Origin of the sequence: Tepidibacter aestuarii (assembly GCF_934924865.1) — a bacterium.
In the GTDB taxonomy this organism is placed as follows: Bacteria; Bacillota; Clostridia; order Peptostreptococcales; family Peptostreptococcaceae; genus Tepidibacter_A; species Tepidibacter_A aestuarii.
On record NZ_OW235315.1, the window covers coordinates 1,644,795 to 1,670,923 of the forward strand.

A 26,129-nucleotide genomic window follows, 5' to 3' on the forward strand; every position below is an offset into this window, starting at 1 on the left:
AATCTTAATCTATTATCAAAGGTTAAGATTTTATATAATAACGTACATTATGAGAAGTATTAAATTCATTGATTAAATAATAAGAAATTTGTAACCTATTTTAATAGTTTTTTTATTTCAAAATATATCTGAAATTTATCTTTAACAAATAAAGACCTCTTGTCTTCTGTAAAAAGAAAATAAGAGGTCTTTATATATTTTGGGTTCTGGTGCAAAAAATATTAAATGCTAGAATAACCTCTTTTTCAATTTTACTTTATGTCACTAAACTAAATAATTTATTGATGAATTAAACTTCAGCAAGGGCACATCGATTTATACCATCGACCTGCCCTTTTTTATCATATGAAAAACTTCAATTCCTTTTAACGTTTGTATTACAGAGCATTTTTATATATTTGAATAACTTGCTCTAAAGTAGCTGTACGTGGGTTTGTAAATTGACAAATATCTAGCTTAGCATTGGTAGCCATAATTTCAAAATCTTCTTCTTTTACATCTAATTTAGCAAGACCAGATGGAATACCAATGGAAGTAGAAAGATTTCTGATAGCATCAATGGATTTTTGTCCTGCTTCATTAACAGATAAACCATCAATATTTTCGCCCATAGCTACTGCAATATCACTGTATCTTTCAGCATTACCAATAAGGTTAAATTGTGAAACATGTGGTAGAAGTATTGCATTACATACACCATGAGGTAAGTTGTAGAAACCACCTAATTGATGAGCCATAGCGTGGACATATCCTAAGGAAGCATTGTTAAATGCCATACCAGCTAAGAACTGAGCATATGCCATTTTTTCTCTAGCTTCTATGTTAGCGCCATTAGCAACTGCTTTAGGCAAGTATTCAACAATTAATTTGATTGCCGTTAAAGCAGCCGAGTCAGTTAGAGGATTTGCATCTATAGACACATAAGCTTCTACTGCATGGGTTAATGCATCCATACCCGTAGCAGCTGTTAAAGTAGGTGGTAAACCAACCATTAATTCAGGGTCATTAATAGATATAGAAGGAGTAATACGCCAGTCAGCAATTGCCATTTTAACCTTACGATTAGTATCTGTGATAACAGCAAAACGAGTCATTTCAGAAGCAGTACCAGCTGTTGTATTTATTGCAACCAATGGAACCAAAGGATTGTTAGATTTGTCAACTCCTTCGTAGTCATGAATCTTTCCACCGTTACCAGCGATTAATCTAATACCTTTAGCACAGTCATGAGATGATCCTCCGCCTAATGATACCAGTATGTCACAATTTTCTTCTTCCCATACTTTTAAACCAGCCTCTACATTGTTATCTGTAGGGTTAGGCTCTGCTCCTCCAAATACAACTGCTTTTAGATTAGCCTCTTCAATAAATGCTTTGATTTTGTCTGCCATTCCTAACTTAACTAAACCTGAATCTGTTACAATTAAAGCTTTTTCTCCGCCAAGTGATTTAATCCTATTTCCTATTTCTTGTACACAACCTGCTCCCTGTAAATTTACTGAAGGAATAAAATACCCTGTTACCGCCATTTAAATCTCCCCTTTAAAATTAAATTTTAAATAAATTATACATAATTCCAATCTTCTCTTTGTCAACAAAATAGGAAGGATGAAACTATGTTATTTGTAATGTTATGATAGAAATATGCAAAATATACCTATTAGGGGTAAAGGGTAGCTGTCACCAGGTGCAACTTATTACATTAAAAAATATCATCGTACCATTAATTAATCCTTAAATACCGTTTTAGTGATTAATTACGGGGCTTTTTATTATTTTATTGTGAAGTTGTAGTTAATTTATATTAAATTTATTATCCTATTAAAAACACTAATTACAGTCAAACTAAATAAACACAAACCACCAAAACAGTAGCCAACCAAAGCTACTGTTTTTTGTTGCACAAATATAAATATGTACAAAATTATCCCTCCTATATTAGACTATACGGTTTTTCTATATATGTCTATCTAACATGGATAATAACAACATGTGTTTTTAAATTATATTATCAATAGAAGACCGTAGGTTGTTATAAATTATAGCCTACGGTCTGATGAGTTTTAAATAATTATTTAAAAGTGTCAAAATTATTTAGTTGTTAAATTATAAATATAGATGGTTGAGTTCCCTAGATTTTTTAGTGATACATTTTCAACAGGGTATGGTCCACCTGGGAGATTTAGTTTAAATTGTTTTAGTTCCTCAGTTACAGTTGCAAAAGTAGAAGGCAAGCCATAAAGAAATACCATAACTCGAGAAGTTATACCAGGGTCGGTCTTTGCAACAAACATAATACTATTTATTTCAGAAGGTTCATTAGGTAAAGGATAACTTTTACCTGGTGATATTATTATTCCTTTATTAGGACAACATTGTTTTGGTTCACAGTTTTTTAAAACCGGTACTTCAAATTGAACAAGTTTTTTAGATTTAACAACTGCAGTTACTTTTACAGTACAACATAACTTATTATTGCAAGATACCATTCCAACATGACTTGATTGGCTACATGAACAAGTTACATTATTAATATCACAGTATACATCTGCACCTTCTGGTTTAACAAGAGTAATATTCTTATCAAAACATGCTACTCTTTTAAATGTGTTGTCATTAAAGCATTTGCTTGTAAAACTAATAAGTACTTTTATTTGCAATTTTACATCCACTAAATCTTGTTGTTGATCTATTTGAGTTATATCCAATATACTACATTTAGTTTTTATAATATTACATTGAATGTCTTGAGTTTTATTTGAATTTGGAACTTCAAAAGTTTTTCGAAGTTCTTCTTCAAACATACATGAGTCAAAGATTCTTGTTGTTTCAATACACATTCTATCTAAAGGAGTTGGGCATGGAAAATCAATATTTGCTATTGCTATTCCAAGAGGTAAAGCTCCAACAGGGATAGTGTCTACAACTATATTTGTATTTGTGTCAATTACAGAAACATTATCATCACAAGTGTTTGTAACATAAGCAAAATTTCCATCTGGTGTTATTGCTATACCCAAAGGGCAAGCTCCAACAGGCACACTCTGAACCACTGTATTTGTGTCTGTGTCAATTACAGAAACATTATCATCAAAAATGTTTGTAACATAAGCAAAATTTCCATCTGGTGTTATTGCAATATAAGAAGGTGCAGTGCCAACAGTTATGGTATCTACCACTATATTAGTACTTGTATTTATTACAGATACAGTATTAGTTACAGCGCTCTGTCCTTGATTTGCAACATAAGCAAAGTTACCATTTGGAGTTATTGCTATGCCTTGGGGAAAATCTCCGACAGTTATGGTATTCACTACTGTATTTGTATTAGTATCTATAACAGATACATTATCTGATTTTGTATTTGTAACATAAGCAAAATTTCCATTTGGAGTTATTGCTATACCGATAGGATCCCTGCCAACAGGTATAGTATCTACAACTATATTTGTATTTGTGTCTATGACTGATACAGTACTTGAAACAGAGGTTGCAAGACCAGAGTTTGTGACATAGACATATTTACCATTGGGTGTTATTTCTATACCTACAGGGAAATCTCCAACAGTTATAGTATCTACAACTGTATTGGTGCATGTATCTATAACGGCCACCACATTATAGAGATTTGTAACATAAGCAAATTTACCATCTGGTGTTATTGCAATAACTTTTGTAAAATTATCAACAGATAAAACAGGTATAGTATTCACCACTGTATTGGTATTTGTATCTATAACTGATACTTTATTACCACCATTTGCAACATAAGCAAAAGTAGGCATATTCATCAACCCCTATATATTTGTCTTATTATTATATATGTTAGTATATAACAATAAGTTAATAGTTTTAGGAGCTATAGACTATAAAAGCTATTTGCAATTTAGGATGTTGGAAATGTATAATGAGAGAATAATCCAAATAACTTTAATTTTGGATTTTACCAAAAAAATATTCCACAAATTAATCGTCAATTATTATTCAAATTGTCAAAATAATTCAAATGAAGTATTAGAATAATAGGTATAAGTGAAAGTCCTACTTGTAGTTATGACAAAAATAAAGGTATACTATTTGAAGAAATATTTGATTTATTAAATCATAAATCTATTTCTATACCTGTATTAAATGTATTAACAAACTAAGGATATTAAAAGAGGTATAAAATGGGGACTCTCAATAGGATCTTTACTTATGATATATCAATTAATATATGCATCTACATTAGGAGAATAGACTTGAATCTAAGTTTTGGATTAGATAGATGGCTTGGTGGTATTATTTTAGTTGGTTTTACTGAGGAGATAGTGTTCAGAGGATTTTTATTTCAAAAGCTTATGGAGTTTACTAGCTTCTGGAAAGCTAATTTAATAACATCATTGTTGTTTTTGATAATACATTTTCCTAAATGGTATGCACACGGTTTATTTGAAAGTGTAGGAATTATAGGGCGGATAATTTTCATATTCATGTTTTCTATTATTCAAGGTAAAATCTTTAATAAAACAAATTCACTATGGACATGTATTATTGTACATTCTCTTAATAATTTTATAGGATTTACTTTAAGATAACAGTGAAAGAGTTTTGTCAACACTATCGTGATTATTGATAACTAGGCTTTAAGTTGATATATAATTTTATATATTATTATACTAAATATAATAAAAATAATTACTTTTGCAATGTAGTATACAAAGTTGTTATTAGGGGGAGCTTGTTATGTTAAAAAAAATAGATGAAAGAAAGTTGTTTCTAGACAAATCTTACCTTGGGAGATATTTAACTTATGGAATCAAAAATAAGTTTAAGCAGACAATTGAAGATTATAAGCATTTTCCTTTTATATCGATAGATAGCTCTTCTGCTCATTTTAAATTTAAGGAAGAGGTAAGGGAAAATATAATAGAAGATTATAGGGTTCAAAATAAAAGCTTTAGAGATTTGTTAGTATCTTCAGGAACCACAGCATTTTTAGTAATCAATAATGATTCAATAATATCAGAAAATTATTTCAATGGTTATCAAAGGAAGAGAATGCACAGACTTTACTCAATAACTAAATCTATTGCCTCTACATTAATTGGAATTGCAATTAAAGAAGGAATTATTGAGAGTATAAATGATTCAATAACCAAATATATACCTGAGTTGAAAAGTAGTTTTAACCAAATTACTATAGAGCATTTACTAAACATGCAATCAGGAATTAAGTTTAGAGAAGGTCATTTTCCATGGAAGGATGAGATAAAAACATATTTTTCTCCTGACTGTAGGACATTACTTTATAATATAGAGATTGAAGATAAAATTGGAGAATTTTTTCATTACAATGATTATCATCCCTTACTGTTAAGTTTATTGTTAGAGAGAACTTTAAACACTTCAATTAAGGAGTTTTTAGAAGAGAAGATTTGGCAACCGCTTGGAATGGAATATGATGCTTGCTTAGCAGTAGATAATAATGAAAATTGTTTTGTTAAATTGGAAAGTGGGTTAAGTTGTACTGCTGTTGATTTAGCAAAATTCGGAAAATTATTCCTTAATTATGGAGCTTGGAATGGAAAACAAATTATAGATAAAAAATGGATAGTTGATTCAACTGGGGTTAATAATTTAAATCAACCAAAAGATTATTTTAGATATTATAATAAGCATCCTTGGGGTAAGTGGTTTTCAACTGGTAAAGGGTACTATAAAAATTTTTGGTGGGGATATAAAATTAATGAGATAGAATACGACTATTTTGCAATGGGAGTTTTAGGACAAATTCTTTATATAAGTCCTAGGAAAAATACAATAGTTATAAGATTAGGGAGAGAGTGGGGTATAAATGAATGGTGGCCTACTGTTATAAAAGATTTTATTGATAATAATATATAATAATGAAATATAGATTAGGGTTTATCCATATTATAAAAACACTAATTATAGGAAAACTATATAAACACAAATAGCCAAAACAGTAGCCAACCAAAGCTACTGTTTTTTCTTGCACAAATATACAAAAAATATACAAATATAACATATTATGGTAATGTATGCATATAAATAAATGGAAGTCATATATGTAAGAAAATTAAGAAGTTAAAAGAAGATAAGAAAAATCTAATTGTTCAGTTAGTTGATATGGAAGAATTGAAAGATGAAAATAAAAGACTAAAGGAACGGTTAGATAAGATTAGGAATATAAAATAAAGTCGCATTTGTAAGAAAATGTGACTGTAGCATCAAATTAGTTTAGTTAAATTTAGAGGGAATTTATAATAACAATATTTTCGATAAAACCCTCGTTAAGATATAGTAATACCTTATATATAATGGTATAATTTATAAACAATATACTACTGATTAACATTATTGATTAGTACAGGAGGGACTTATGGAATATATTAATTTTGATAATTGGAATAGAAAAGAACACTATAAATTTTTCGAAAATGTTGACAATCCTCAATTTAATATTTGTATGAATTTGGATATTACAAATTTTAAGAAATTTGTGAAAGAGAATAATTTATCTTTTTATTATAGCATGATATATGCATCAACCTATGTTATGAATCAAATTGAAGATTTTCGTTATAAAATTAGAGAAGGAAAAATTATCCTTCATAGTTCTTTGCAACCATCATTTACTGATATGGGAGCTGGAGAAAATTTATTTAAAATCGTTACACTACCTTTACTTGATAATATGAGAGAGTTCTCAAATACTGTAAAAAAAATGTCTGAATCTCAAAAGCAGTACTTCCCTAAAGTTGATGTTAACCAAGATGAGCTGATATACTTTTCATGTATTCCTTGGATTTCATTTACTAGTATCTCAAATGAAATAGTTATGAACAAAGAGGATTCTATTCCTAGAATATCATTTGGAAAATATTTCACACAGAATAACAAAATCTTGTTACCATACTCAATACAAGTAAATCATATGCTTTTAGATGGAGTTCACGTTGGTAAATTTGTAGAACAGTTACAAAAATTTATTAATGAAGTAAAATAAAATATACGCAAACTTACATTTTTAGCAAGCATATCCTCACACAAATAATTATTGTAAATTAAGAATGATATGATGAGAGTTAAACTTGGTACTTAATCTATCAATAATTAGAATATAAAGGAGTTTATATGAAGAATAAAAATTGGAAAGATATATCTTATTTAAAATTTGGCAATTTTAAACAAAGGAAAATCTATGAAATACTTATAAATACAAAAATTTTAAATATATTAAATGATTACACCCCGGTATTGGTAGGGACAATACCTATAGGGATTGATATAGAAAATAGTGATTTAGACTTAGTTTGCAAAGTTGATAATTTTGAAATATTTAAAGAAGTATTAATAAATAATTTCAAAAAATATAGAAATTTTAAAATTGCACATAAAGAAGAAAATGTGCTAGTTTGCAATTTTATAGTAAATGATATTGAAATAGAAATCTATGGCTCAAGTGATGATATTGATAAATCAAATGGATACAGGCACATGATTATAGAAGATAGATTATTAAATTTATATGGAGATGATTTTACAAAACAAATAATTAGTTTAAAGGATAAGGGTTTGAAAACAGAGCCAGCATTTGCAAAAGTACTAGATTTACAAGGTAACCCCTACGAACAATTATTGCTACTTGAAATGTATAGTGATGAAGAATTATATAAAATATATAATAAATAACTATAACTTAATCTAGTTCGCAATTTCTTATTATGAGTATCTTAGAATTCGTTTAGAAATTAAAACTAAACGAAGCAAAGAAAGGGCTAAAAGTTCAATATGATTCATTGTATTAAATTTAAAAAATATATCAAATGGATTTATAGATGAAAATAGGTTTGATCGTTCAGTAGTTTTACTGAACGATAATAAGAAAGTAAAATGACTTATTTACACTAAAAAGTGAATAGTAAGAAAGGGAGGGGGATTTAGTGAGAGTTTGGTGCTTACAATACACTCTCTCACTAAAGATAAATTATGTCTAGTATATTATAGAGGGTGATATTGTTTAAAATCATTAGAAAGCCCGCAGAAATGATTTGTTGTTTTACTAAAGAAGGCATTCCTAACCCTATAAAATTTCGCATTGTAGGTGAAGATGATAGTTGGGTAAATATAAAAGTAGATAGAGTTATTACAAGGGATATAGATAAAAGAGCAGGTAATAGAATATATATGTTCCAGTGTCAAAGTAATATTAATGGAATTGAGAAAATATATGAATTAAGATACGTGCTAGAGAATTGTAAATGGGAGCTTTTCAAGATATAAGTAAAAAGTGCTTTTCACCAAAACAGTAGCCAACCAAAGCTACTGTTCTTTCTTGCACAAATATACAATAAGTATAAAATAGTGGTATATTATGGTAACATATACGTATAAATAAATGAAAGTCATATGAAAAATATAACGCACGTAATTGTAGTATATTACGCACTACAATATGAGGGGGGATAAATTTGAGGGATATATTAAGAGTATTTTTTAATTTAATAGAACTGCTTTCTTATTGTATATTAATTTGGGGATATATAAGGCATATAAAGGTATCCAAAGAATTAAAAAAGCAAGATGACACAGAAATAGTTAGTAAGGAAACTTTAGACGAACTTAAGGTAGCAAATAGATTAATTTTAATTGGATTTATAACAGCAACAGTCTTTAGAATAATTGGGATATTAATTTTGTATGGAATAATTTGAAAACTTATTAAGTGCTTATTTCGCAATTTTTTTAAATACGTATTAACTTATAATAATTAAATTACATACTACGTTAATTACATGTCTCTACCTGTAACACAAACAACCAAAAAACAGTAGCCAACCAAAGCTACTGTTTTTTCTTGCACAAACATACAAGAAGTATAAAAATATGCTATATTATGGTAAAATATATCTTAGGATTATATGGAATTTAAAATTTAATACTGAGAACGGAAGAACTTTTCATAATATAATTTATGAAAAATGTATCTTCAACAATTTTTATAATTACAGCAATAATAAAAACTTTCAAGGGGTGTAGACAATGAAAAAGATATTATTAGTTTCAATATGTTTTCTTTTACTTTTTACAGGTGTAGTATATGCAAATGATATTAACAAGATAACTTTAAATGGTAAACCTATGAATTTTTCTACTGATCCTATTATCGAAAATGGGACAACCCTTGTTCCTATGAGGACCATTTTTGAAGCATTAGGAGCAACTGTAGAGTGGAAGAGTGAAGACAAATCTGTATATGCAGTAAAGGATGATATCAATGTTTGGTTACAGCAAGATAACCCAATAGCAAAGATTAATGATCAAGAATTTACTTTAGCTGTTGCTCCTAAAGTTGTTAATGGAACAACTCTAGTCCCAATAAGATTTATAACTGAAACCTTTGGAGGAAAGGTATATTGGAATGGTGACAGTAAAAAGATTATTATAATAACAATTACAACTCCAGAAATGGTAGCTCTTGAAGAAATCCTTGAAGATATGGAGGAAGACTTAAAATTAGCCGAAGAATGTTATAATAAAGCATCAGAATTTGAAAAAACTTACGAGCGAGTGAAAAAATTACATGAGGCAGGAGCTGTATCTTCTGAACAAATGGAAGAAGTAGAACAGATGATTTTAGATATTAGAAAGGGTAAAGAACATATAGAATTATTACGTAAGCAATATTATAACCATTTAGAATATATTGAAATAACAGCAGCGCAAATGGACCTTATGAATTAATGTTTTTAATTACATCTATATTTTAATATAAACAAGAACAACCAAAACAGTAGCCAACCAAAGCTACTGTTTTTTCTTGCACAAATATACAATAAGTATGAAGATGTTACATATTATGGTAAGATATTAATAGTAATAAATATTGGATTTGCTAAGAATTTAAATTTTGTTTAGATTTTAGTTTAATTATATTGAAAGTATATATTGTGCTACAATATATAGCCGAATATTTACTAGCATTTATTAAAATTTAGGATATGATACGAAGAACTGTACCATAAGTAATGTTTTTTTGTATAATCAAGCAATTAGAAGATGAATGGAGCAAATAACTAATCGATAGTTTTCATATTTGTAATGAAGTCAGCAAGGATAATTCTGGACATCTTAAAAAACTTATGTTTGGCGAATCTGCTTTCAGTGTTTATTTATGCAAATAGTAAATTTCTTTAAATATGAAAATGGAAGAATTACTTAGTTCCTCCAATAATAAATTAAAAGATAGTAATTGAGTCCAGTTTTCTGTTATCAACATATTTCAGAAGAAGAATTTATTTCAAATATTAATTTTTACTTGTATAAGTTCAATGATTTTCACGAATATCATTTTGAAGATCTTTCAAAGGTATTTAAAGAAGTAATTACAGTTTTAGAGGATAATAGAAAGTTTGAAAAGTACGATGATTATCTTATTAAAATGCAAATAATCAGCAATATCTTAACAGATAATTATAATTTAGGCTGGGACAAATATGAGATAGTAATTAACAATGATATAAGTTCGAAATTTCAGGGTTCTATTACAAATTCTGATGAAATAGAAAAAATATTTGTATCTGATAATGTTTTAAGAAATAATGTAGTATTTAATGATAGCAAAGATACTGAAGACAATGATTATACAGTCGATTTAAATATTGTTTTCAAAAAAAATAATTATTATCACTCCGATAATTATGAATTCTATTTTAATAAAAAATATAAAAATGGTTCTATGGAAAAAATACATTTTACACCTTACTTTTTTTAGATATTGTTGCTCTTATTTTCTATATAAAGTATGTTTCATTTTGTCCCAAATAATGTCTTCATAACAATGACTTTGTGAAGTTACCAATTAGCAAAAAAGAGACAAGTTCTGTAAAAATAAGTTGACTGAGATCGTTGCTATTGACTTGCTTTTTGACATAAAAAGTGTAGTTAGAGTGATACATTGAACCTTATCATAAATAAAAGGTTTATTAGTTATATAGTATATATAAACTGATGAAGATTTTTAGAGTAATATAACTTAACAGTATTCATAACATACAAACCTTAAAACCCTTTTGAATTACAACAGAAGGATTTATTTTCAAATAATATCAAAAATACTAATCATACTAAAAATCACTCAAACTTAAATAATCAAAACAGTGGCCGCCCAAAGCTACTGTTTTTTGTTGCACAAATATACAAGAAGTATGAAATTATGCTATATTATGGTAAAATATATCTGAAAGTAAATGAAAGTTATATACATGAAAAGCATTTGTGGTATTTAAGGATTCAGTTTAATTTGATTCTTGAAGAATAGAATAAAAATTAAAGGAACAGTTAGAGATACTTAGAGGAAAGTTATATGAAAAAATGTAAAGTATGCAATTGTAAAATATTACGAAGAAAAAACTACTCATATAAAAGGAGAAAAAAATGAAAAACAAGAATTTATTTTATTTAATATTATCGTTGGGAATTAGTTCAGGAACAATATTGACAAATAGTTTTGTAATATCAATACCTGATTGGTTAGCAATTGTACTTATGCTGTTGTCAGCAGTATCTCTTATCATTTTTATTATTAAAAGTCGTCACAAAAGAAAATGAGCATAATCTGTAGTCAGAATAATACACAATCTTCTTAAAATGAGTACTAACTTATAATAATCAAATTACATATTACATTAGATATAAAATAAACACCATAAAAAATATAAAGTCTATTGAGTTCAAAAATGCTTAGAAATCTAGGAGTTCTTATCATGTTGCAAAATAAGTAATAATAACTTGTTATTATGATTAATGTGAATGAGGAGGTTCAGCGTGAATAATACTGTAAGACTTATTAAAATCATATTTATATCAATAGCAATAAATGTTATTGGAATATTATGTTTTGGATTGTTATTTGCAACACTTTATTTATACAATTCAGTTATTGTAGGTACGGAAATGTTCTTTTACTCGTATTTAGGTCTTTACTTTCTTTTAAATATAGGGTTTTCATATTTTCTAGTTGTAAAAAAAGGTGTGAATAAACTATTTTATGTACATATTCTAATATCATTTTTGGCTATTATTCCATTAATGTTCCTTATGGCTGCAGTTTTTATATAGTGTTACTTAAAGACATAAAGTATATGAAAATATATAAAATGCATTTGTTCAAAAATAGTAGACCTATATATGATAGCTGTAATTATACTTATTAATATATGATTTAAGGAATTAGGCAAAGAATAGTGTAAGAAAAGGCTTATGCAAAATAAGCAAGATAAGGAGGGAAATAAACGTGAAAAAAACTACTGAAACAGGATATTTAAATAAAAATAACCAAGTGAATTTAGGTAGAACAGATGAGCCTGGAACAGATCATATGCAATGGTTTTATTTAATGGAATGTAGAAACTGTAATTATAAGTATAAAGCAAATGGATCAGATATTTGGCAACGAAAGTGTCCTAGCTGTCAAGGCGGGAGACCTTAAATTTTCAAAACATTAATCATATCCAAACTACATAAACACAAACAACCAAAACAGTAGCCAACCAAAGCTACTGTTTTTTCTTGCACAAATATACAAGAAGTATAAAAAATGTTATATTATGTAGTATACTGATGGTAGCACTCCGATGAGTATATTTTACCTTTTAAATCAAGAATATTAGGGGTAAGTTTTTGATAATGTGAAAATATGTATATAACTAGTTAGGAGGGATAATATGTGCAAGAATAAAAAAATTATTATGACAATTGTAGCTTTAGTCGTATTAGTCATTTCGATAGGAGTAAATGCAGATGATTTTAATGATTCAACTGTAAATATACAAGATACAAAAGTTATTAAAAAAATGGAAAAGGATATTAAAGCTGAAAAAAATAATAATATATCTGATGAAATAGTATTAGAAATAGATGATAGAAAAATTTCAAAGAAAGACTTAAATATAGCAAAAATATCTCTTAATACAGATGATAATAAGAAAGTTGAGAAAGTGATTACTAAACGTATGGCTACGCAGAAAATAGCTAAAGATTTAGGAATAACTGCTACTGATGATGAAGTTAAAGAATTCATTGATAAAAACAAAGAAGCTGTAAATAATAATGAAGAAGCTAAGGCTCAATTTGAAAGTTATATTGAAGGATTAGGAATGACAGAAAGCCAATTTTGGAATGACAAGGATATTATTAGATCTTATAAAGAAACTTTAATAACAGGAAAACTTAAGGGACAAATGAGAAAAGAATTAAAAGAGCAAAACCCTTCTAAATCACATAATGAGATAGAACAACTTATGATAGATAAACTTGACAATATGATAAAGAAAGAAAAATCAAATATGAAAATAAAAAGAAATTACTAGTAATAATATAAAATTTACTTAAAATAAATAGAGATAGGTAATTTAAATTAATTAATATTCTCCATAAAGGAATGTAATTGTAGTAGTTTATAATAATCAAAAATAGTTGATTTATTTTCTATTTTTTACATACCCTTAAAAACACTAATCATAGTCAAACTACATAAATACAAAACAACCAAAACAGTAGCCAACCAAAGCTACTGTTTTTTTGCACAAATATACAGGAAGTATAAAATTATGGTATATTATAGTAAAATACACATGGAACCAGAAACTAGATTATAAACAAGGTATATATAGAAATTCCCAAATGTGAGACTTACTATTGATGTTACAGGAGAAGAGGAATGTAATCTAGATAAAACGTTTATGATGTTGATGGGTAAAGGGTGTCAAAGTATATGTAGTAAAAGCAAATGGTGAGATAAGTACAATATTCTCTTACTCAATTCAATTATAGGAGGGAAATATGGATATAAAAAATATTCTAAAAGTATTAGAACAAAGAAAAGCACTTCATATAGAAGATCCAACTGTAGAAAAATTTTGGGATAAGTTAACAGAATTATTATCTGAAAATGTAGAAGAAACAATCTCTTTTTTCGATAATTGCACAGAAGAACAAATTCTTTGGTTTAGTGAAGTATTCGAAGATATTGCATACAACTTCCAAAGTGTAAAATTTATTGAATGTCTTGATAGAATATTTGAAAAGTATCCAAACATACCAATTGAAGAAAGTATAAAAACAGCAAAGCAATATATGATTTAGCTGGGGACATTAATTTGAATAACTGATTTGATAATAAAGTTTAGAGGTAATAGAATTGACAAAATAAGTAGTTCTATTACTTTATTTTTGATTGGAACTGAAAATAGCAATTCAGAAAAATAATTCTACAAGGGGAATAGGCTATAGTATGTTTAAGAGGGTTTATTTTTACATACTCTCAAAAACTAATAATAGACAAACTACATAAACACAAACAACCAAAACAGTAGACAACCAAAGCTACTGTTTTTTATTGCTCTAATATACAATAAGAATAAATGATTACTATATTATGGTAATATATAGGTAGAAATAAATAGAAGAATTTAATGTGAAGTATGTAATTGTAACTAAAAGGTGATAGGGGGTGTATATGTTGAACGAGCTGATTTTCGAGTTAAATACCTATGGTGCAAATTTTGTTAAGGCAATTGATATATCAATGCTTTCAGCAAATGAAAATGGGGGGTACAGCGTTGCTCTTCTGATAGGAATAGTTATGGAGCCAAGTTATATTTTTCGTTTGTCTAAAGAAAACATGATCGACTATTCGGAGTTTACCGAAAAGGAAAACTGTGCTGATAGACTCGCAGAATGGACAGCTGATTTTATCATTGAAAAAGGATACAAGGCTTTTGCACAATCTGAAAGAAATCTTGAGTTACATGGATTTTATGATGAAACTACGAAAACCACTCCACTTCCACATAAAAAAATTGCCATATTGGCTGGATTAGGTTGGATTGGAAAAAACAATTTGTTAGTTACCCACGAATACGGAAGTGCATTGTGCATGTGTAGTGTCTTGACAAATGCACCATTTCTTACTGAAAATAGGCCAATAATGATGCCTAAATGCGGGGAATGTACTGTTTGTAAGGATATTTGCCCTACAGGGGCTATCTATGGTTCAATATGGCAAATGGGTATGAATAGAGATTTAATAGTTGATGTATACCACTGTGATACTTGTTTAAAATGTTTAGCTAATTGTCCGTGGACTCAGAAGTATATGAAAAATAATAGTTTTAGGTAAGATGATTAGCAAATTATACGAACCCAGAAAAATAAGCAAGAGGATTAATATGTATGCACTGTAATTGATATTTATTAGAGAAATCAACGTATATTTGCATAATAAGCATATGAGGAGTGATTGTGATGGGCAAATTTTCTAAATTGCCAAACATAGGAAGTGTAGTTGAAGAACAACTAAATCAAGTAGGAATAACTAGTTATGAACAGTTAGAGGAAATTGGCAGTAAACAGGCGTGGTTAAAAATAAGAGCTATTGATTTTTCGGCATGTATTCATCGTTTGTATGCATTAGAAGGAGCAATTTAAGGTATTAAAAAAAGTCAATTATCACAAGCAAAAAAAGAGGAATTAAAGGAATTTTATAATTCTTTTAAATAAACTAGAACTTTTGTTGTTTCAGAATAAGATTTATAATATGTAGTACTAAATAAGCTTTATACATATCATACGAATTTCAAAACAGTAGCCAACCAAAGTTACTGTTTTTTATTGCACAAATATACAACGCATAGAAATACATGGTAAAATATAGAAATGATGATATACATATAGATAAATAATATAAAGCAATCTGTCATTGTAAAGCATTTTATAACAGGCTAAGTTTTTTCTATATTGCTATAATTAAGGGGAAAGGATGGTGCTGAATGAACTGGATTGAGAATATGAATAATGTACTAGAATATATTGAAGAAAATATTGATAATAGTATTACGCCTGATGACATTGCTAAGGTTGCTTATTCATCTAAATTTCATTTTATGAGAATGTTTAGCATGTTAACAGGTATGACATTAGGTGAATATATTAGGCAAAGAAGATTGTCTCTTGCAGCTAAGGATATAATGTCAAGTAATAAGAAAATAATAGACATTGCATATAAATATGGATATGAAACACCAGAAGCATTCACAAAAGCTTTTAAAAAATTGCACAGCATTTCTCCATCAGAAGCAAGAAAAAAAGGAGAGAGTTTAAAAGCTATTCCTCCAATATCCTTTCAAATAACAGTTAAAGGGGAGAAAAGAATGGATTATAAGGTTGTAAAAAAGGAAGAGTTTAAAATTGTAGGGATTTCAAAACGTGTAACAACTAAGAATCATGAAAATTTTAAGGTAATACCAAGACTTTGGGATGAAGTTGCTAAAAATGGAATACTTGAAAAAATAAAGAAAAATGCAAGTGAGCTAGGAGTTTTAGGAGTTTGCCATGATTACGATAAAGAACAAGAAGAATTTAATTATATGATAGCAACAGAAGGAGAACATATTGAAGGTTTAGATAATTATGAAGTTGTTAATGTGCCTAGTTGTAAATGGGCTATATTTGAAAGTATTGGGCCAATGCCAGATGCAATCCAAAAGATTTGGCATAAAATTTTTGCAGAATGGTTTCCTGCAACTAGATATGAACATGCAGATGCTCCTGAACTTGAAGTGTATTTACCAGGGGATCCAAATGAAGAGGACTATAAATGTCAAGTTTGGGTACCTGTAGTTGAGAAAAATCAGAAATAATTATGCATCACTTAAAAATCATATTTTCTTGTATATACTAGTAATAGATAAACGATATAAACACAATACAAGTATATATATTCAAAACAGTAGTCAACCAAAGCTACTGTTTTTTCTTGCACAAATATACAAGATGTATGAAAATATACTATATTATGGTAAGATATATCTAGAAACAAAAGGAGGAGAATTATGGAAGAAAAGTTCAGTATAGAAAGCCCAATGGCACCACGTTGGCTAATGTATCCTTATATACCGAGCGGAAGCATCGGTTGGAGAATGGGACGTGGAGAAAGTTATTCAATGGAATTATGTAGATGGCTAAATACATTATCTGAAGAAGAAAATAAAATATACAAAAAAATGTTTCCAGAGCCTAAAGCATGGAGAGGTTTTTATGTTGAATATAAAGAGTATTGGACATATTTTTGGGAGGAGGAAGGACTACCTAAATATGATCTAAAAAGTTTAATATATGATTATAATAATGGAAAAAATTTAGATTATATATTCTTTTGGGGACATCAACCAAATAAGAATGGGAAAATAACAAAATCATGCTTTAGTCAGTGGTGGATGTCAGAATTTAGTATTGGTTTAGATAAATATTGTTGTATGGAACAGTATATGATGGCAGAAAAGGCAAGGTTGTTTGGAGATAAAGAAATAAAAAAAGAAATAATGGAGTGTAAGGATCCAAAGGAAATTAAAAGACTTGGAAGAAAAGTTCGTAATTTTGATGAAGAAATATGGAATGATGTAAAACACTCAATTGTTTTAAATGGTAATTACAATAAGTTTATACAAAATGATGATTTAAGGGAGTTTTTAATTAGTACAGGAGATAAGATTTTAGTTGAAGCAAGTCCTTACGATAATATATGGGGGATTGGTATGTCTGCTGATAATGAAAATATTAATAATCCTTTATCTTGGAAGGGGCAAAATTTACTAGGATTTGCTTTAATGGAAGTAAGAGATGAACTTATTCGTGTTTGTGAAAACTATAAAAAATTGAATTTTCAAGAACTACATAAAAAATTTGGTTAACATCTTATTTTAAACTAATGACTATATAAGACAATATTTAAACTTATTATTATCTATAGAATTATATACGTTGTGTCTACAAACTTATAATTTGAATATAAGCAAATATTTTCAAATCAGTACGCAAATCTCACTATATGTGGATAAAAAACGAATATAGTTAGATTAAAAAGTAATTAGGCAACATGTTGTGGATTAATATATACTCGCTGTTCTCTATCGGTTCTATGGTAATACTATGAGCGATTTTGAAAGTAAAAATATGATTGTAAACGAGGGAATGTTGATGAAAAAAATATACATTATTACTTTGTTTGTTTTAATTGTTTTAGTTGGTGGTTGTAATAAGAATAGTAATTTGAATGAATCTTCTATTGGAGATCAAAAGACAACTGAAAGTTTAATTACAGAAGAAAAAATAAGCGATGAATCAAATATTATATTAGAGGATATAAACTTGGATCAGAAAACATGGAAGACACTTAATATATTTTTTAGTAATTTTTCAGAGGCCGATGTACCTTTTTTTGAGAAAGATGGATTAAAAGAAGATGAGATGATTGCTTTTGGAATAAGACATAATATACTTAATAACCCAAAACGGATTGTTAATGACGAGAAGATTTCAAGTAAATATGTTGAGGATTCATGTGAAAAGTATTTTGGAAAGAGAATTTCTCAAAATAAGACAGTCAAAGCGTATGAGGTAGATTCAGATGTAGGATATTATGAATATAACAGTGGGTATTATTTTATCGGGGAAAATGAACAATATCAAATAGATCCTTATAGACATCCAACTGGAGAAACGGATAAATTTTCACAAGTCACTAAATTTCAATATAACAAAGAACAAAATGTATATAAGGCTAGTATCAATATATATTCATTTTATCCAGATAGTGATTTTAATGGTGAAATTTATGATGAAAAACCTAAAGAGTGGGAATTGAGAAATGAACCAGAGTATATACCTACTGTTTGTGATAAGGCTATAGAAACTATAGAAAGATTAGATGATGGTAGATATATACTTATTGATTATATGCATACTAAATAGGTATTTTATTATAATATTAAAACACTAACCCATTCAAACTACATAAACACAAATAATCAAAACAGTAGCCAACCAAAGCTACTGTTTTTTCTCGCACAAATATACAATAAGTATGATTTATTGTTATATTATGGTAAAGTATATATAGAAAAACAATATATTATATGTGGAAGATTTTAGGTTGATTATGTGTATTATGCGAAGTTATCGTTTTAGTTATATTAGTGGCTATGAGCTGTACTCCTTATAAATGACAGTCTGTAATAAATATATAATAATAAAGGGGTGAACTATCAATGATAAAGAAAAATATTTATTTATTCTTATTTACTGTATTAACAATTTTATGTATTGTATGTAGTAGCATAAATACACATCAAGATTTATCTATAAAAGAAATAAAGGAAAAAGATATTACAAATACGTTGAGAAAACAAGGAATAAAATTGCAGTCTAGTAATATACAGCTAAAAGATCAGTATACATTAAATAGAGTAAATCCAAGTATATATGAATTAGAAGAAAATAATGATTATTTATTTATCTATGTATTCAAAACTCTTGCAGATAGAAAAGATGTACAAAAGTATAAAGAATACAAGAAAATATTTGGAGATTTTAACTTAGAGGACAGTCCTTTTTTAGCTTAAAATATCCAGCTAAAAATGCATTGATACTTTACATTCCTAAATCACAGAAGGATTATGCATATTGGGATTTATCACAAAAAATTAGTAATATAGTTTTTGAAAAATTAAATCCTACTAAAGAAATAAGTTTTAAGGGAGAGAGTTCAACTTGGGAAGCAGAATATAAAAGCAAATATTACGAGTATTGTATGATGGATGAAAATGAAATGCCACATATGGATAGTTATAATAAGAGCGTAGGCAGCGTAATGTATAAAGGTAAGGATATCAAAAATATACATAATATAAAATATGAGTATAAAAATATACATGGAAAGGGAAGTGCCACAGGAGTAGAATTAAATGAGAATGGTACTGCATACTTTGGATGTACTGAAAGTAATGGTAGCAGTTTACCAGAACCTAGCATTGTAACACTAACGATTGAATGGAATGACAAAAAAGAAACTATTGAACTAAAGAAAGAAAATTAACTTCACTACAACAAAATACTCATCTTGGTGCACGGAGACCATTTGAGGATTAATTTTTATATCTTATCAAAAACATTAACCATAGAAAACTAGATAAATATAAACACCAAAACAGTAGCCAATCAAAGCTACTGTTTTTTTGTACAAATATACAATATGTATGAAAAATATGTACATATCTTTTGTCTTTAACTATAATGATGACTTTTGCTTTCTCAACATAATTATAGCAGTAAATATTAAAGACACTAATAATGCAGCTAAAAAACCTGAAATTAGACCAGAAATAGTTGATACTATAAAAGCAACAATAGCTAAAGTCCGTTGTCTAAGCTTAAGTCCTATTAGCAACGGTAGTAATCCAAATAATATTCCTACGAATAATGCGCCTAAAATTAATCCTATCAAGTAAGCTGTATTACTGTCCATTTAAAATCACCCTTGTTATCTAATATTTTACATAAATAATACAAATTATATTATATCATAATGTTTACATTAATATCCAAATGTATTATTCGAAGGTAAGTAAATTTCTTTTCAGAACTGTTATGGTATGACATTAAGAAGAAAATAATAAAAAGTTAGAGCCTGTAAAAACACTGTATATACTTATTTTTTTTACTACACCTAAAATGCAAAAAGATTATAATATTTCTATAATTTAGTTTCTGGGAAAAAAATTGGAGAAATATGTTGATAGAGATATGGTAATTCTTAAAAAGTATGAACCAAGCTGTATATTCTGTGGAAATGCAAAAGATATAAAGCATTTCGAAGGTAAGAATATATGTAGTGGTTGTATTACTAGACTAAGCGAATAAAGGGGTGGCGCTATGGGAGTTTTGTTTGAAGTAGTTGAGGTTATTCAACAGAGGATTGAAGAGGAAAGTCATAGGCCGTGGCTTGAGGTTATAGAGGAAGTTAAAGATAACATAGAGTCTATTAGAACCAACTAATAGATCCTATAAGAGCATATACAAGAAAACTTATAGCTATGCTTGTAATAAAAAAACTTAAAGCAAATGGTTTGTAATTTGCATATTTTCCTATGCAAAATGCAAATACACTACTAATTAAAAAATAAACAATTATAGCACTATATTCGGATAAACTGGTGCTATGAGTTATAAAACTTACATAAAAAAGACCCCATGTAAAAGAAATAGGAATGCCTAATAAACCTTGAACAAAAGAATTTGAACTTTTAGTATCATTCATAAAAAAGACTCCTTTATATAAAAAATATTTTAGAATTAATTTACCATTTTAATCTTTTGATTCTATATATTTTTCTAAAGCTCTAAAAATTATATAAACAAGTTGGCAAGTGATTTTCCATAACATTAAAAAGAAATAAAAAGCTACTAAAGAACAAATAAATCCAAATGCAAAATTAGGTTCATATTTAAAAGTAAAATACTCTGGATTTTCAGTAGGAACTCTAACACTAGTAGGATTAGCTATTGCAACAAATTTTCCAATAAAAAAACTAGGGAATATTAAGAAAAAAATTCCTGTATGAAATAGCTTTTCAAAAAGGTTAAGTGCGGTATCTGGCTTGAATTTTAAAAACTCGTTATTCATATTAAGTCTCCTTTATATAAGATTTACAACCAAATAATACCATTAATAAAAAGAATTATCAATAGAGGTGTTGGATATGAGAGTTTTGTTTGAAGCAGTTGAGGTTATCCAAAAGAGGATTGAAGAGGAAAATCATAGGCCATGGGTTGACGTTATAGAGGAAGTTACAGAAGAATTGAAAAGAAGTAGACTGTTAAAGAAAAACGAGTTTAAATAAGATTCTAATTGCGTTGAAAATGGTTGAGCTTGAGAAAAAGCCCAACCAAGATAATTTATATTTTAAAGGTAATAATAATGGTACAGAGTAAAAAATTAGGATATTGGAAATATAAAATATTAACCTATTTGGCTATGAAGCCAATCATAAGCATATGAAGGTAAACGTCCATACCAATCGCCTTGTAATCTCATTATTAAAATATTATCTTCAGGGTATAAATAATTAATTAAAATATCGTAGATTTGTTTGGTTGTTAAATTAGAAGTTACTACCCAAGTGCAGGGAACATAGGACATCCAATAACCTAAAGATTTAATTCTATTAAAAAGTCCTACGTAATATTCAATGGGTCTAGTTAAATTAAGACTAATAATATAACCTGGCATTAATTTAGTCCCCCTTTCTAATAAAAGTATATGAAAGGTATTAGATTTATGTTACATAAAACAGGTAGTAGTCGTTAAAATAAGATTTAGAATCACTCGTACATTGAAAACTGAATAATACGGTATTTGAAAAAAACGACTTTTTAACAAAAATAGATGTATTATATTGGTAATTAAGCTATAATTATCCTAAAAGAGTATAAGGAGCTAGATAATTATGGTTGAATTCTACGATATTTCGTTTGACAAAATCGGGGTTATTAAAAACCTTTGGGAAGAAAATAGGCAATATCATGAAAATACCTCAGAATATTTTAAGGAACTATATCATTCTATTAGTTTCGACCAAAGAGTGAAAGCTTTTAGTATATTGCCTAATGATATGCTAAAAATAACTGTTTCCAAAAAAGAGGATGAATATATTGGATATTGCATATCAACAATCAATGGTAGTAAAGGGGAAGTAGAATCACTACATGTGAATGCTGACAGTAGAAGAAACGGAATAGGACAGGAACTTATGAACAGGCATATTGAATGGATCAGAGAAAAGGGATGCATCGTAATTGGAGTAACGGTTTCTCAAGAAAACAAATCTACTATATCATTTTATGAAAAACTTGGCTTTTATCCAAACACTCTATATATGCAGCTAAAATAGTAAAGTTAATTTAATTTTCGAATACCGTATTATTCAGGAATGAATTTTACGGTATTTTTTATGCTAGTAACATTAAAATAAGACTTTGCAACTACTTATTTTGATTGTTTTTTGTTAGAACAATAGGAAATATACAAAGAACTGCACTGATGATTGCAATAAAAACAGGTATTGGCATAAAATTCACTCCTATAATTTAATTAATTCATTATATCATATAGAAATTTGAAAGCGAAGGGTAAGGATGAATGCAAAAAAATTATAGAACAATCATCTAGTTATAGACAATGGTAATATAATTAATAAGATCACAGGAGAAGTACTTGAAGTTGAAGTCAAGTCAGGCAAGTTTGAAATTAAGTTTTAGAATAAGAGTATTAGAAGTTATAAAAAGATAAAGAGATTACAAATCAATGTAATCTCTTAAAAGTATTATTTTACAAATGTGTTTCTTACTCTCTTAGATTTTTTTAAATATGTCCCCCATATTGCTAATGGAATTATATTTTTAAATAGTTGAGTATATAGATTATCTACAGGGATTGATGGAATCTGATTGCATAGAACTATATCAATCGCTAAGAAAAGTATTAATACTAGAAAATTAGTTATCCATACTTTAGGAAAATGTTTAGACTTTTTAAAAAATAAAACTAAAACTGTCAATGAAAGAATTACCATAATAATGTTTGTAGCAAATTCAAAAATAATAGTTGGTTTAAGTAATATATGATAAGTTTCACTGGTAGGGGAAGTTAATATAGACCATTTACCTTCTGAAAAGCAGGCTTTAAATATAGTATAAGTTGAAAGTATTGAATTTAAGGGGTTTAATACTATACCAATTCCAAGAAGTATCAACCAACCTCCCAATCCTTTATATTCGACTTCTTCAACATTATTTGTTTCATCAATATTATTAGTAGACATGTAAATTACCTCCTTTTGTTATTGGATGATTTTTAGCGCTACAATATTATATCGCATATCCTATGTAAACGTTTAACTAATATGTAAAATAATTCAAAACAGGGAGGATATCTAAATATATAATTTAAGAATTAGGAAGGTGATATTTTGATAGATACAAGCTATAGAAAAAACTATAAAATGGCTAACAAAGGGATGTTGTTTGAACAGGAAATAATAAAATCAAATCAAGGATATAAAAATAGAGGAATAGCTTTAATACAAAAGATTAGTACACCTTGGAAAGTAAAGAGATAAGGAAAGAAAATAGTATCAGCATTTCCAGTAGAAAAATCAACTCTAGATTTTAGAGGAACAGTTAAGCCAGGACTTTCAATAAGTTTTGATTGTAAGGAATCAGAAGATGAAAGAGGATTACCTCTTAAACATATAGAGCCACATCAAATTGAATATATAAGAAATGCTCTGGAAATGGGAGAGATAAGTTTCATCCTGTGCTACATGAAAAAGTATGACAATAGATACTTAATACTTGGACATAGAGTAATTGATTATTGGGATAGATGGCAAGCTAACAAAGGTAAGAGAGGATTTAATTACATACCAACAACTATTATGAGAGAGGTTAATTCAAGAAATGGAATAGTACTTGATTATCTTGAAGGATTGGAGGGGGCAATATGAAAAGAAAATTAATAATAATGGATAAAGATACTGGAGAAGAATTAGAAAGAGTAGAGTTTACAGGTGGTTATAATATAGCTATTACTAATATACATGATGGAGGAAATCTTAGATTTATAAGAACGTTGGATAATGCTAAGTATGGAAGTAAACATTGGATAAAGAATTATACATATAGATTTATAGCTGACAAGTTAGTAGAGAAGTTTAAAGAGTTAGAGCATGTAAGACCTAAGAGCATACTTTTTATTGAGGATATGGAGTGGGAACCAGGAGCTTCTAAACAGCCATGGATGGCCAAGATTAAAAAAGCTAATAAAGAGCTTCAATATATGCTTGGATATGAATATGTTTTAGAAACAAGAAATTACTACATAGAAAGAATGAGTACAAGTCAGATTATAGGAATACTATATCATGAACTTAGACATATAGATAAAGATGGAGATTTAATAAATCATGATATAGAGGATTGGGGCAACATGGTAGCTACTTTAGGAAAAGATTGGGCTACAACAAAAGAAGCCATACAAAACATACTAGATGATGATTTTGAAGGTTGGAATGATCTCAGAAAAGCAGGTAGACAGATAAATATGTTTGAAACATTAAGATTGGCAAAGTAGATATTTCTCAGGCAATAAGATATAACTTTAGAGGAGGAATCAGATGAGTTCAAAAGAGCAGAGTAAAAAAGAAATGTTAAAGTATCAGATGGTATCGTTTATAGATTGTGTGCTAGATTCAGCAGATAATGAGAATAAGCTAGATTATATTAATATAGAGATAAATAACCATAATGGTAACCTTCAAATGGATTACACTTTAAGAAATAGAAAAAAGGCATATTAGTCCTACTGTAAAAACAGCGGACACTCTTAAGTCTAATATAGGCTAGGAGTGTCCTTTTTTATTTAACTAAAGGAGAGAGAGAAAGTGAAGAAGGATATAACTAGTAGAGTAATAGCTGCAGCGGATATACCTGATAGTTTAAAAATAATTGAAAAGATGATGATATATCAAAATACAAAGAACAGAGGAAATAAAAAGGGGAGGAAAGACTGTGAAAAGAAAAAATAAAGATATGTATAAAAAAACTGAGTGGATGCTTTACAATTATAAGATGCTTAAGGTTAGTGTTGAAAATCTAAAGTCAGAGATTCAGGAGCTGAAAATGGATACTGTAGGAACTGGAGCTATTAGATATGACAAGGAAAAGTCTTCTCCAAAATATAATATAGTTTGTACTACAGAGGAAGAAGCTATAAATAATATTGAAAGGATTAATAAGTTAGAAAAGCAGGTCATGAAAACTTAGAATAAGATTGATAAAATAGACAGGGCATTAGATGCTCTTAATGATGATGAAAGAAGAATAATTAAGTTAAGGTACATAGATGGTTTACAGTGGTGGCAGGTATCTGGTATGGCAAAATACAGTGAAAGGTGGTGCAAGGAAAAGAGGAAGGTTTCTATAGGAAAATTATCTTTAGGGATATTTGGATATACTGCACTTTTACTTCCCGAAAACTGCCACATTTCTTAGGGAAGCCATGGTAATATGGTAGCATAGAGAAATGAGCTAATCTCACATAATTAGCTATTGAAAAGGATTTATAGTGTTATTAGGGCTAGATGATTATTTGTCTAGTCTGTTTTTTTTATAATATTAATCTATTATGTAGATAGAAGATGAACAATGACAACGAAAGAAGGAATTTT

General features: G+C 28.2%; 36 protein-coding genes and 1 pseudogene. 30 read left to right on the forward strand and 7 right to left on the reverse strand.

Features of this window, described 5'->3' with window-relative positions; translation table 11 throughout:
* Positions 1 to 377: 377 nt before the first annotated feature.
* Both M2214_RS08085 and M2214_RS08090 read right to left on the reverse strand, forming a co-directional pair.
* The gene (locus M2214_RS08085) at positions 378 to 1,529 is read right to left on the reverse strand and encodes an iron-containing alcohol dehydrogenase (RefSeq protein WP_248484455.1); all 1,152 of its coding nucleotides are present in this window, start codon (positions 1,527 to 1,529) and stop codon (positions 378 to 380) included.
* 561 nt (positions 1,530 to 2,090) lie between these two features.
* The gene (locus M2214_RS08090) at positions 2,091 to 3,785 is read right to left on the reverse strand and encodes a beta-propeller fold lactonase family protein (protein ID WP_248484457.1); all 1,695 of its coding nucleotides are present in this window, start codon (positions 3,783 to 3,785) and stop codon (positions 2,091 to 2,093) included.
* Positions 3,786 to 4,241: 456 nt separating this feature from the next.
* Here M2214_RS08090 and M2214_RS08095 point away from each other — a divergent pair, with 456 nt between their 5' ends.
* The 21 genes from M2214_RS08095 to M2214_RS08195 all read left to right on the forward strand — a co-directional run bounded on the left by M2214_RS08095 (position 4,242) and on the right by M2214_RS08195 (position 19,939).
* Positions 4,242 to 4,577, forward strand: a complete 336-nt coding sequence (locus M2214_RS08095) for a CPBP family intramembrane glutamic endopeptidase (RefSeq protein WP_248484459.1) — start codon at positions 4,242 to 4,244, stop codon at positions 4,575 to 4,577.
* 148 nt (positions 4,578 to 4,725) lie between these two features.
* Positions 4,726 to 5,886: a serine hydrolase domain-containing protein gene (locus M2214_RS08100; protein WP_248484460.1), complete on the forward strand. Its 1,161-nt coding sequence runs from the start codon at positions 4,726 to 4,728 to the stop codon at positions 5,884 to 5,886.
* Between the two features lie 499 nt (positions 5,887 to 6,385).
* Positions 6,386 to 7,012, forward strand: coding sequence for a chloramphenicol acetyltransferase (locus M2214_RS08105; RefSeq protein ID WP_248484461.1), 627 nt, complete (start codon positions 6,386 to 6,388; stop codon positions 7,010 to 7,012).
* A 128-nt stretch (positions 7,013 to 7,140) separates the two neighbouring features.
* Complete coding sequence (locus tag M2214_RS08110) at positions 7,141 to 7,698, forward strand: DUF4269 domain-containing protein (RefSeq protein WP_248484462.1); 558 nt, start codon at positions 7,141 to 7,143, stop codon at positions 7,696 to 7,698.
* A gap of 324 nt (positions 7,699 to 8,022) precedes the next feature.
* Positions 8,023 to 8,289, forward strand: coding sequence for a hypothetical protein (locus M2214_RS08115; protein ID WP_248484463.1), 267 nt, complete (start codon positions 8,023 to 8,025; stop codon positions 8,287 to 8,289).
* Positions 8,290 to 8,477: 188 nt separating this feature from the next.
* Entirely contained in the window at positions 8,478 to 8,720 is a 243-nt protein-coding gene (locus tag M2214_RS08120; protein WP_248484464.1) for a hypothetical protein, read from the forward strand.
* A 328-nt stretch (positions 8,721 to 9,048) separates the two neighbouring features.
* Positions 9,049 to 9,750: a copper amine oxidase N-terminal domain-containing protein gene (locus M2214_RS08125; RefSeq protein WP_248484465.1), complete on the forward strand. Its 702-nt coding sequence runs from the start codon at positions 9,049 to 9,051 to the stop codon at positions 9,748 to 9,750.
* A 574-nt stretch (positions 9,751 to 10,324) separates the two neighbouring features.
* A complete protein-coding gene (locus M2214_RS08130; protein WP_248484466.1) occupies positions 10,325 to 10,780 on the forward strand; it encodes a hypothetical protein in 456 nt (151 codons plus the stop codon).
* Between the two features lie 662 nt (positions 10,781 to 11,442).
* A complete protein-coding gene (locus M2214_RS08135) occupies positions 11,443 to 11,616 on the forward strand; it encodes a hypothetical protein (RefSeq protein ID WP_248484467.1) in 174 nt (57 codons plus the stop codon).
* A gap of 216 nt (positions 11,617 to 11,832) precedes the next feature.
* Positions 11,833 to 12,126, forward strand: a complete 294-nt coding sequence (locus M2214_RS08140; RefSeq protein ID WP_248484469.1) for a hypothetical protein — start codon at positions 11,833 to 11,835, stop codon at positions 12,124 to 12,126.
* A 175-nt stretch (positions 12,127 to 12,301) separates the two neighbouring features.
* Positions 12,302 to 12,496, forward strand: a complete 195-nt coding sequence (locus M2214_RS08145) for a hypothetical protein (RefSeq protein WP_248484471.1) — start codon at positions 12,302 to 12,304, stop codon at positions 12,494 to 12,496.
* Positions 12,497 to 12,731: 235 nt separating this feature from the next.
* The gene (locus M2214_RS08150) at positions 12,732 to 13,376 is read left to right on the forward strand and encodes a SurA N-terminal domain-containing protein (protein WP_248484473.1); all 645 of its coding nucleotides are present in this window, start codon (positions 12,732 to 12,734) and stop codon (positions 13,374 to 13,376) included.
* A 472-nt stretch (positions 13,377 to 13,848) separates the two neighbouring features.
* Entirely contained in the window at positions 13,849 to 14,151 is a 303-nt protein-coding gene (locus M2214_RS08155; protein ID WP_248484475.1) for a hypothetical protein, read from the forward strand.
* Between the two features lie 373 nt (positions 14,152 to 14,524).
* Positions 14,525 to 15,187, forward strand: coding sequence for a 4Fe-4S dicluster domain-containing protein (locus M2214_RS08160; RefSeq protein ID WP_248484477.1), 663 nt, complete (start codon positions 14,525 to 14,527; stop codon positions 15,185 to 15,187).
* Between the two features lie 125 nt (positions 15,188 to 15,312).
* A complete protein-coding gene (locus M2214_RS08165; protein ID WP_330651573.1) occupies positions 15,313 to 15,495 on the forward strand; it encodes a TfoX/Sxy family protein in 183 nt (60 codons plus the stop codon).
* Between the two features lie 341 nt (positions 15,496 to 15,836).
* The gene (locus tag M2214_RS08170; RefSeq protein ID WP_248484479.1) at positions 15,837 to 16,706 is read left to right on the forward strand and encodes an AraC family transcriptional regulator; all 870 of its coding nucleotides are present in this window, start codon (positions 15,837 to 15,839) and stop codon (positions 16,704 to 16,706) included.
* On the forward strand, positions 16,687 to 16,920 hold the full coding sequence (locus M2214_RS08175; RefSeq protein WP_248484481.1) for a hypothetical protein: 234 nt from the start codon (positions 16,687 to 16,689) through the stop codon (positions 16,918 to 16,920). Before M2214_RS08170 ends, M2214_RS08175 begins: the two co-directional genes overlap by 20 nt.
* The gene (locus M2214_RS08180; protein WP_248484483.1) at positions 16,899 to 17,756 is read left to right on the forward strand and encodes an NADAR family protein; all 858 of its coding nucleotides are present in this window, start codon (positions 16,899 to 16,901) and stop codon (positions 17,754 to 17,756) included. The genes M2214_RS08175 and M2214_RS08180 overlap by 22 nt, the downstream gene beginning before the upstream one ends.
* Positions 17,757 to 17,994: 238 nt before the next feature.
* On the forward strand, positions 17,995 to 18,816 hold the full coding sequence (locus M2214_RS08185) for a hypothetical protein (RefSeq protein WP_248484485.1): 822 nt from the start codon (positions 17,995 to 17,997) through the stop codon (positions 18,814 to 18,816).
* A gap of 296 nt (positions 18,817 to 19,112) precedes the next feature.
* Complete coding sequence (locus M2214_RS08190) at positions 19,113 to 19,466, forward strand: hypothetical protein (protein WP_248484487.1); 354 nt, start codon at positions 19,113 to 19,115, stop codon at positions 19,464 to 19,466.
* Positions 19,467 to 19,486: 20 nt separating this feature from the next.
* Positions 19,487 to 19,939: a hypothetical protein gene (locus M2214_RS08195; protein ID WP_248484489.1), complete on the forward strand. Its 453-nt coding sequence runs from the start codon at positions 19,487 to 19,489 to the stop codon at positions 19,937 to 19,939.
* Positions 19,940 to 20,131: 192 nt separating this feature from the next.
* On the opposite strand, the gene M2214_RS08200 is transcribed toward M2214_RS08195, so the two are convergent.
* Positions 20,132 to 20,368, reverse strand: a complete 237-nt coding sequence (locus M2214_RS08200) for a hypothetical protein (RefSeq protein WP_248484491.1) — start codon at positions 20,366 to 20,368, stop codon at positions 20,132 to 20,134.
* Between the two features lie 254 nt (positions 20,369 to 20,622).
* Here M2214_RS08200 and M2214_RS08205 point away from each other — a divergent pair, with 254 nt between their 5' ends.
* Positions 20,623 to 20,763, forward strand: a complete 141-nt coding sequence (locus M2214_RS08205; protein ID WP_330651574.1) for a hypothetical protein — start codon at positions 20,623 to 20,625, stop codon at positions 20,761 to 20,763.
* 12 nt (positions 20,764 to 20,775) lie between these two features.
* Positions 20,776 to 20,898, forward strand: a complete 123-nt coding sequence (locus tag M2214_RS18160; RefSeq protein WP_256466714.1) for a hypothetical protein — start codon at positions 20,776 to 20,778, stop codon at positions 20,896 to 20,898.
* Here the strand turns inward: M2214_RS18160 and M2214_RS08210 are convergent.
* Positions 20,885 to 21,160, reverse strand: coding sequence for a hypothetical protein (locus M2214_RS08210; RefSeq protein ID WP_248484493.1), 276 nt, complete (start codon positions 21,158 to 21,160; stop codon positions 20,885 to 20,887). The genes M2214_RS18160 and M2214_RS08210 overlap by 14 nt on opposite strands.
* Positions 21,161 to 21,208: 48 nt before the next feature.
* On the reverse strand, positions 21,209 to 21,526 hold the full coding sequence (locus M2214_RS08215; RefSeq protein WP_248484494.1) for a hypothetical protein: 318 nt from the start codon (positions 21,524 to 21,526) through the stop codon (positions 21,209 to 21,211).
* A gap of 76 nt (positions 21,527 to 21,602) precedes the next feature.
* Between M2214_RS08215 and M2214_RS08220 the strand changes: the two genes are divergently transcribed.
* The gene (locus M2214_RS08220; protein WP_248484496.1) at positions 21,603 to 21,743 is read left to right on the forward strand and encodes a hypothetical protein; all 141 of its coding nucleotides are present in this window, start codon (positions 21,603 to 21,605) and stop codon (positions 21,741 to 21,743) included.
* Between the two features lie 119 nt (positions 21,744 to 21,862).
* Here M2214_RS08220 and M2214_RS08225 read toward each other — a convergent pair whose 3' ends face one another.
* Positions 21,863 to 22,132, reverse strand: coding sequence for a hypothetical protein (locus M2214_RS08225; protein WP_248484498.1), 270 nt, complete (start codon positions 22,130 to 22,132; stop codon positions 21,863 to 21,865).
* Positions 22,133 to 22,349: 217 nt separating this feature from the next.
* On the opposite strand from M2214_RS08225, the gene M2214_RS08230 reads away from it, so the two are divergent.
* On the forward strand, positions 22,350 to 22,793 hold the full coding sequence (locus tag M2214_RS08230; protein WP_248484500.1) for a GNAT family N-acetyltransferase: 444 nt from the start codon (positions 22,350 to 22,352) through the stop codon (positions 22,791 to 22,793).
* Positions 22,794 to 23,225: 432 nt separating this feature from the next.
* Here M2214_RS08230 and M2214_RS08235 read toward each other — a convergent pair whose 3' ends face one another.
* Positions 23,226 to 23,723 carry a DUF2569 domain-containing protein gene (locus M2214_RS08235; RefSeq protein WP_248484502.1) on the reverse strand — a complete coding sequence of 166 codons (498 nt, stop codon included), beginning with the start codon at positions 23,721 to 23,723 and terminating at the stop codon, positions 23,226 to 23,228.
* A gap of 195 nt (positions 23,724 to 23,918) precedes the next feature.
* On the opposite strand from M2214_RS08235, the pseudogene M2214_RS08240 reads away from it, so the two are divergent.
* The 5 genes and pseudogenes from M2214_RS08240 (at position 23,919) to M2214_RS08260 (ending at position 25,725) form a co-directional block, all read left to right on the forward strand.
* Positions 23,919 to 24,407: pseudogene (locus M2214_RS08240) on the forward strand (Holliday junction resolvase RecU).
* Positions 24,404 to 25,033: a putative metallopeptidase gene (locus M2214_RS08245; RefSeq protein ID WP_248484504.1), complete on the forward strand. Its 630-nt coding sequence runs from the start codon at positions 24,404 to 24,406 to the stop codon at positions 25,031 to 25,033. The pseudogene M2214_RS08240 and the gene M2214_RS08245 overlap by 4 nt, the downstream one beginning before the upstream one ends.
* Before the next feature lie 43 nt (positions 25,034 to 25,076).
* Complete coding sequence (locus M2214_RS08250) at positions 25,077 to 25,259, forward strand: hypothetical protein (RefSeq protein WP_248484506.1); 183 nt, start codon at positions 25,077 to 25,079, stop codon at positions 25,257 to 25,259.
* 84 nt (positions 25,260 to 25,343) lie between these two features.
* Complete coding sequence (locus tag M2214_RS08255; protein WP_248484508.1) at positions 25,344 to 25,487, forward strand: hypothetical protein; 144 nt, start codon at positions 25,344 to 25,346, stop codon at positions 25,485 to 25,487.
* Positions 25,471 to 25,725, forward strand: coding sequence for a hypothetical protein (locus M2214_RS08260; RefSeq protein ID WP_248484510.1), 255 nt, complete (start codon positions 25,471 to 25,473; stop codon positions 25,723 to 25,725). The genes M2214_RS08255 and M2214_RS08260 overlap by 17 nt, the downstream gene beginning before the upstream one ends.
* Positions 25,726 to 26,129: the final 404 nt, after the last annotated feature.

Excerpts from the sequence above, each read along its gene's own strand:
- M2214_RS08085 (WP_248484455.1), bottom strand. The coding sequence starts at position 1,529 with ATGGCGGTAACAGGGTATTTTATTCCTTCAGTAAATTTACAGGGAGCA.
- M2214_RS08090 (WP_248484457.1), bottom strand. The coding sequence starts at position 3,785 with ATGCCTACTTTTGCTTATGTTGCAAATGGTGGTAATAAAGTATCAGTT.
- M2214_RS08100 (WP_248484460.1), top strand. The coding sequence starts at position 4,726 with ATGTTAAAAAAAATAGATGAAAGAAAGTTGTTTCTAGACAAATCTTAC.
- M2214_RS08105 (WP_248484461.1), top strand. The coding sequence starts at position 6,386 with ATGGAATATATTAATTTTGATAATTGGAATAGAAAAGAACACTATAAA.
- M2214_RS08110 (WP_248484462.1), top strand. The coding sequence starts at position 7,141 with ATGAAGAATAAAAATTGGAAAGATATATCTTATTTAAAATTTGGCAAT.
- M2214_RS08125 (WP_248484465.1), top strand. The coding sequence starts at position 9,049 with ATGAAAAAGATATTATTAGTTTCAATATGTTTTCTTTTACTTTTTACA.
- M2214_RS08135 (WP_248484467.1), top strand. The coding sequence starts at position 11,443 with ATGAAAAACAAGAATTTATTTTATTTAATATTATCGTTGGGAATTAGT.
- M2214_RS08150 (WP_248484473.1), top strand. The coding sequence starts at position 12,732 with ATGTGCAAGAATAAAAAAATTATTATGACAATTGTAGCTTTAGTCGTA.
- M2214_RS08155 (WP_248484475.1), top strand. The coding sequence starts at position 13,849 with ATGGATATAAAAAATATTCTAAAAGTATTAGAACAAAGAAAAGCACTT.
- M2214_RS08160 (WP_248484477.1), top strand. The coding sequence starts at position 14,525 with ATGTTGAACGAGCTGATTTTCGAGTTAAATACCTATGGTGCAAATTTT.
- M2214_RS08165 (WP_330651573.1), top strand. The coding sequence starts at position 15,313 with ATGGGCAAATTTTCTAAATTGCCAAACATAGGAAGTGTAGTTGAAGAA.
- M2214_RS08170 (WP_248484479.1), top strand. The coding sequence starts at position 15,837 with ATGAACTGGATTGAGAATATGAATAATGTACTAGAATATATTGAAGAA.
- M2214_RS08180 (WP_248484483.1), top strand. The coding sequence starts at position 16,899 with ATGGAAGAAAAGTTCAGTATAGAAAGCCCAATGGCACCACGTTGGCTA.
- M2214_RS08185 (WP_248484485.1), top strand. The coding sequence starts at position 17,995 with ATGAGCGATTTTGAAAGTAAAAATATGATTGTAAACGAGGGAATGTTG.
- M2214_RS08190 (WP_248484487.1), top strand. The coding sequence starts at position 19,113 with ATGATAAAGAAAAATATTTATTTATTCTTATTTACTGTATTAACAATT.
- M2214_RS08200 (WP_248484491.1), bottom strand. The coding sequence starts at position 20,368 with ATGGACAGTAATACAGCTTACTTGATAGGATTAATTTTAGGCGCATTA.
- M2214_RS18160 (WP_256466714.1), top strand. The coding sequence starts at position 20,776 with ATGGGAGTTTTGTTTGAAGTAGTTGAGGTTATTCAACAGAGGATTGAA.
- M2214_RS08210 (WP_248484493.1), bottom strand. The coding sequence starts at position 21,160 with ATGAATGATACTAAAAGTTCAAATTCTTTTGTTCAAGGTTTATTAGGC.
- M2214_RS08215 (WP_248484494.1), bottom strand. The coding sequence starts at position 21,526 with ATGAATAACGAGTTTTTAAAATTCAAGCCAGATACCGCACTTAACCTT.
- M2214_RS08220 (WP_248484496.1), top strand. The coding sequence starts at position 21,603 with ATGAGAGTTTTGTTTGAAGCAGTTGAGGTTATCCAAAAGAGGATTGAA.
- M2214_RS08225 (WP_248484498.1), bottom strand. The coding sequence starts at position 22,132 with ATGCCAGGTTATATTATTAGTCTTAATTTAACTAGACCCATTGAATAT.
- M2214_RS08230 (WP_248484500.1), top strand. The coding sequence starts at position 22,350 with ATGGTTGAATTCTACGATATTTCGTTTGACAAAATCGGGGTTATTAAA.
- M2214_RS08235 (WP_248484502.1), bottom strand. The coding sequence starts at position 23,723 with ATGTCTACTAATAATATTGATGAAACAAATAATGTTGAAGAAGTCGAA.
- M2214_RS08245 (WP_248484504.1), top strand. The coding sequence starts at position 24,404 with ATGAAAAGAAAATTAATAATAATGGATAAAGATACTGGAGAAGAATTA.
- M2214_RS08250 (WP_248484506.1), top strand. The coding sequence starts at position 25,077 with ATGAGTTCAAAAGAGCAGAGTAAAAAAGAAATGTTAAAGTATCAGATG.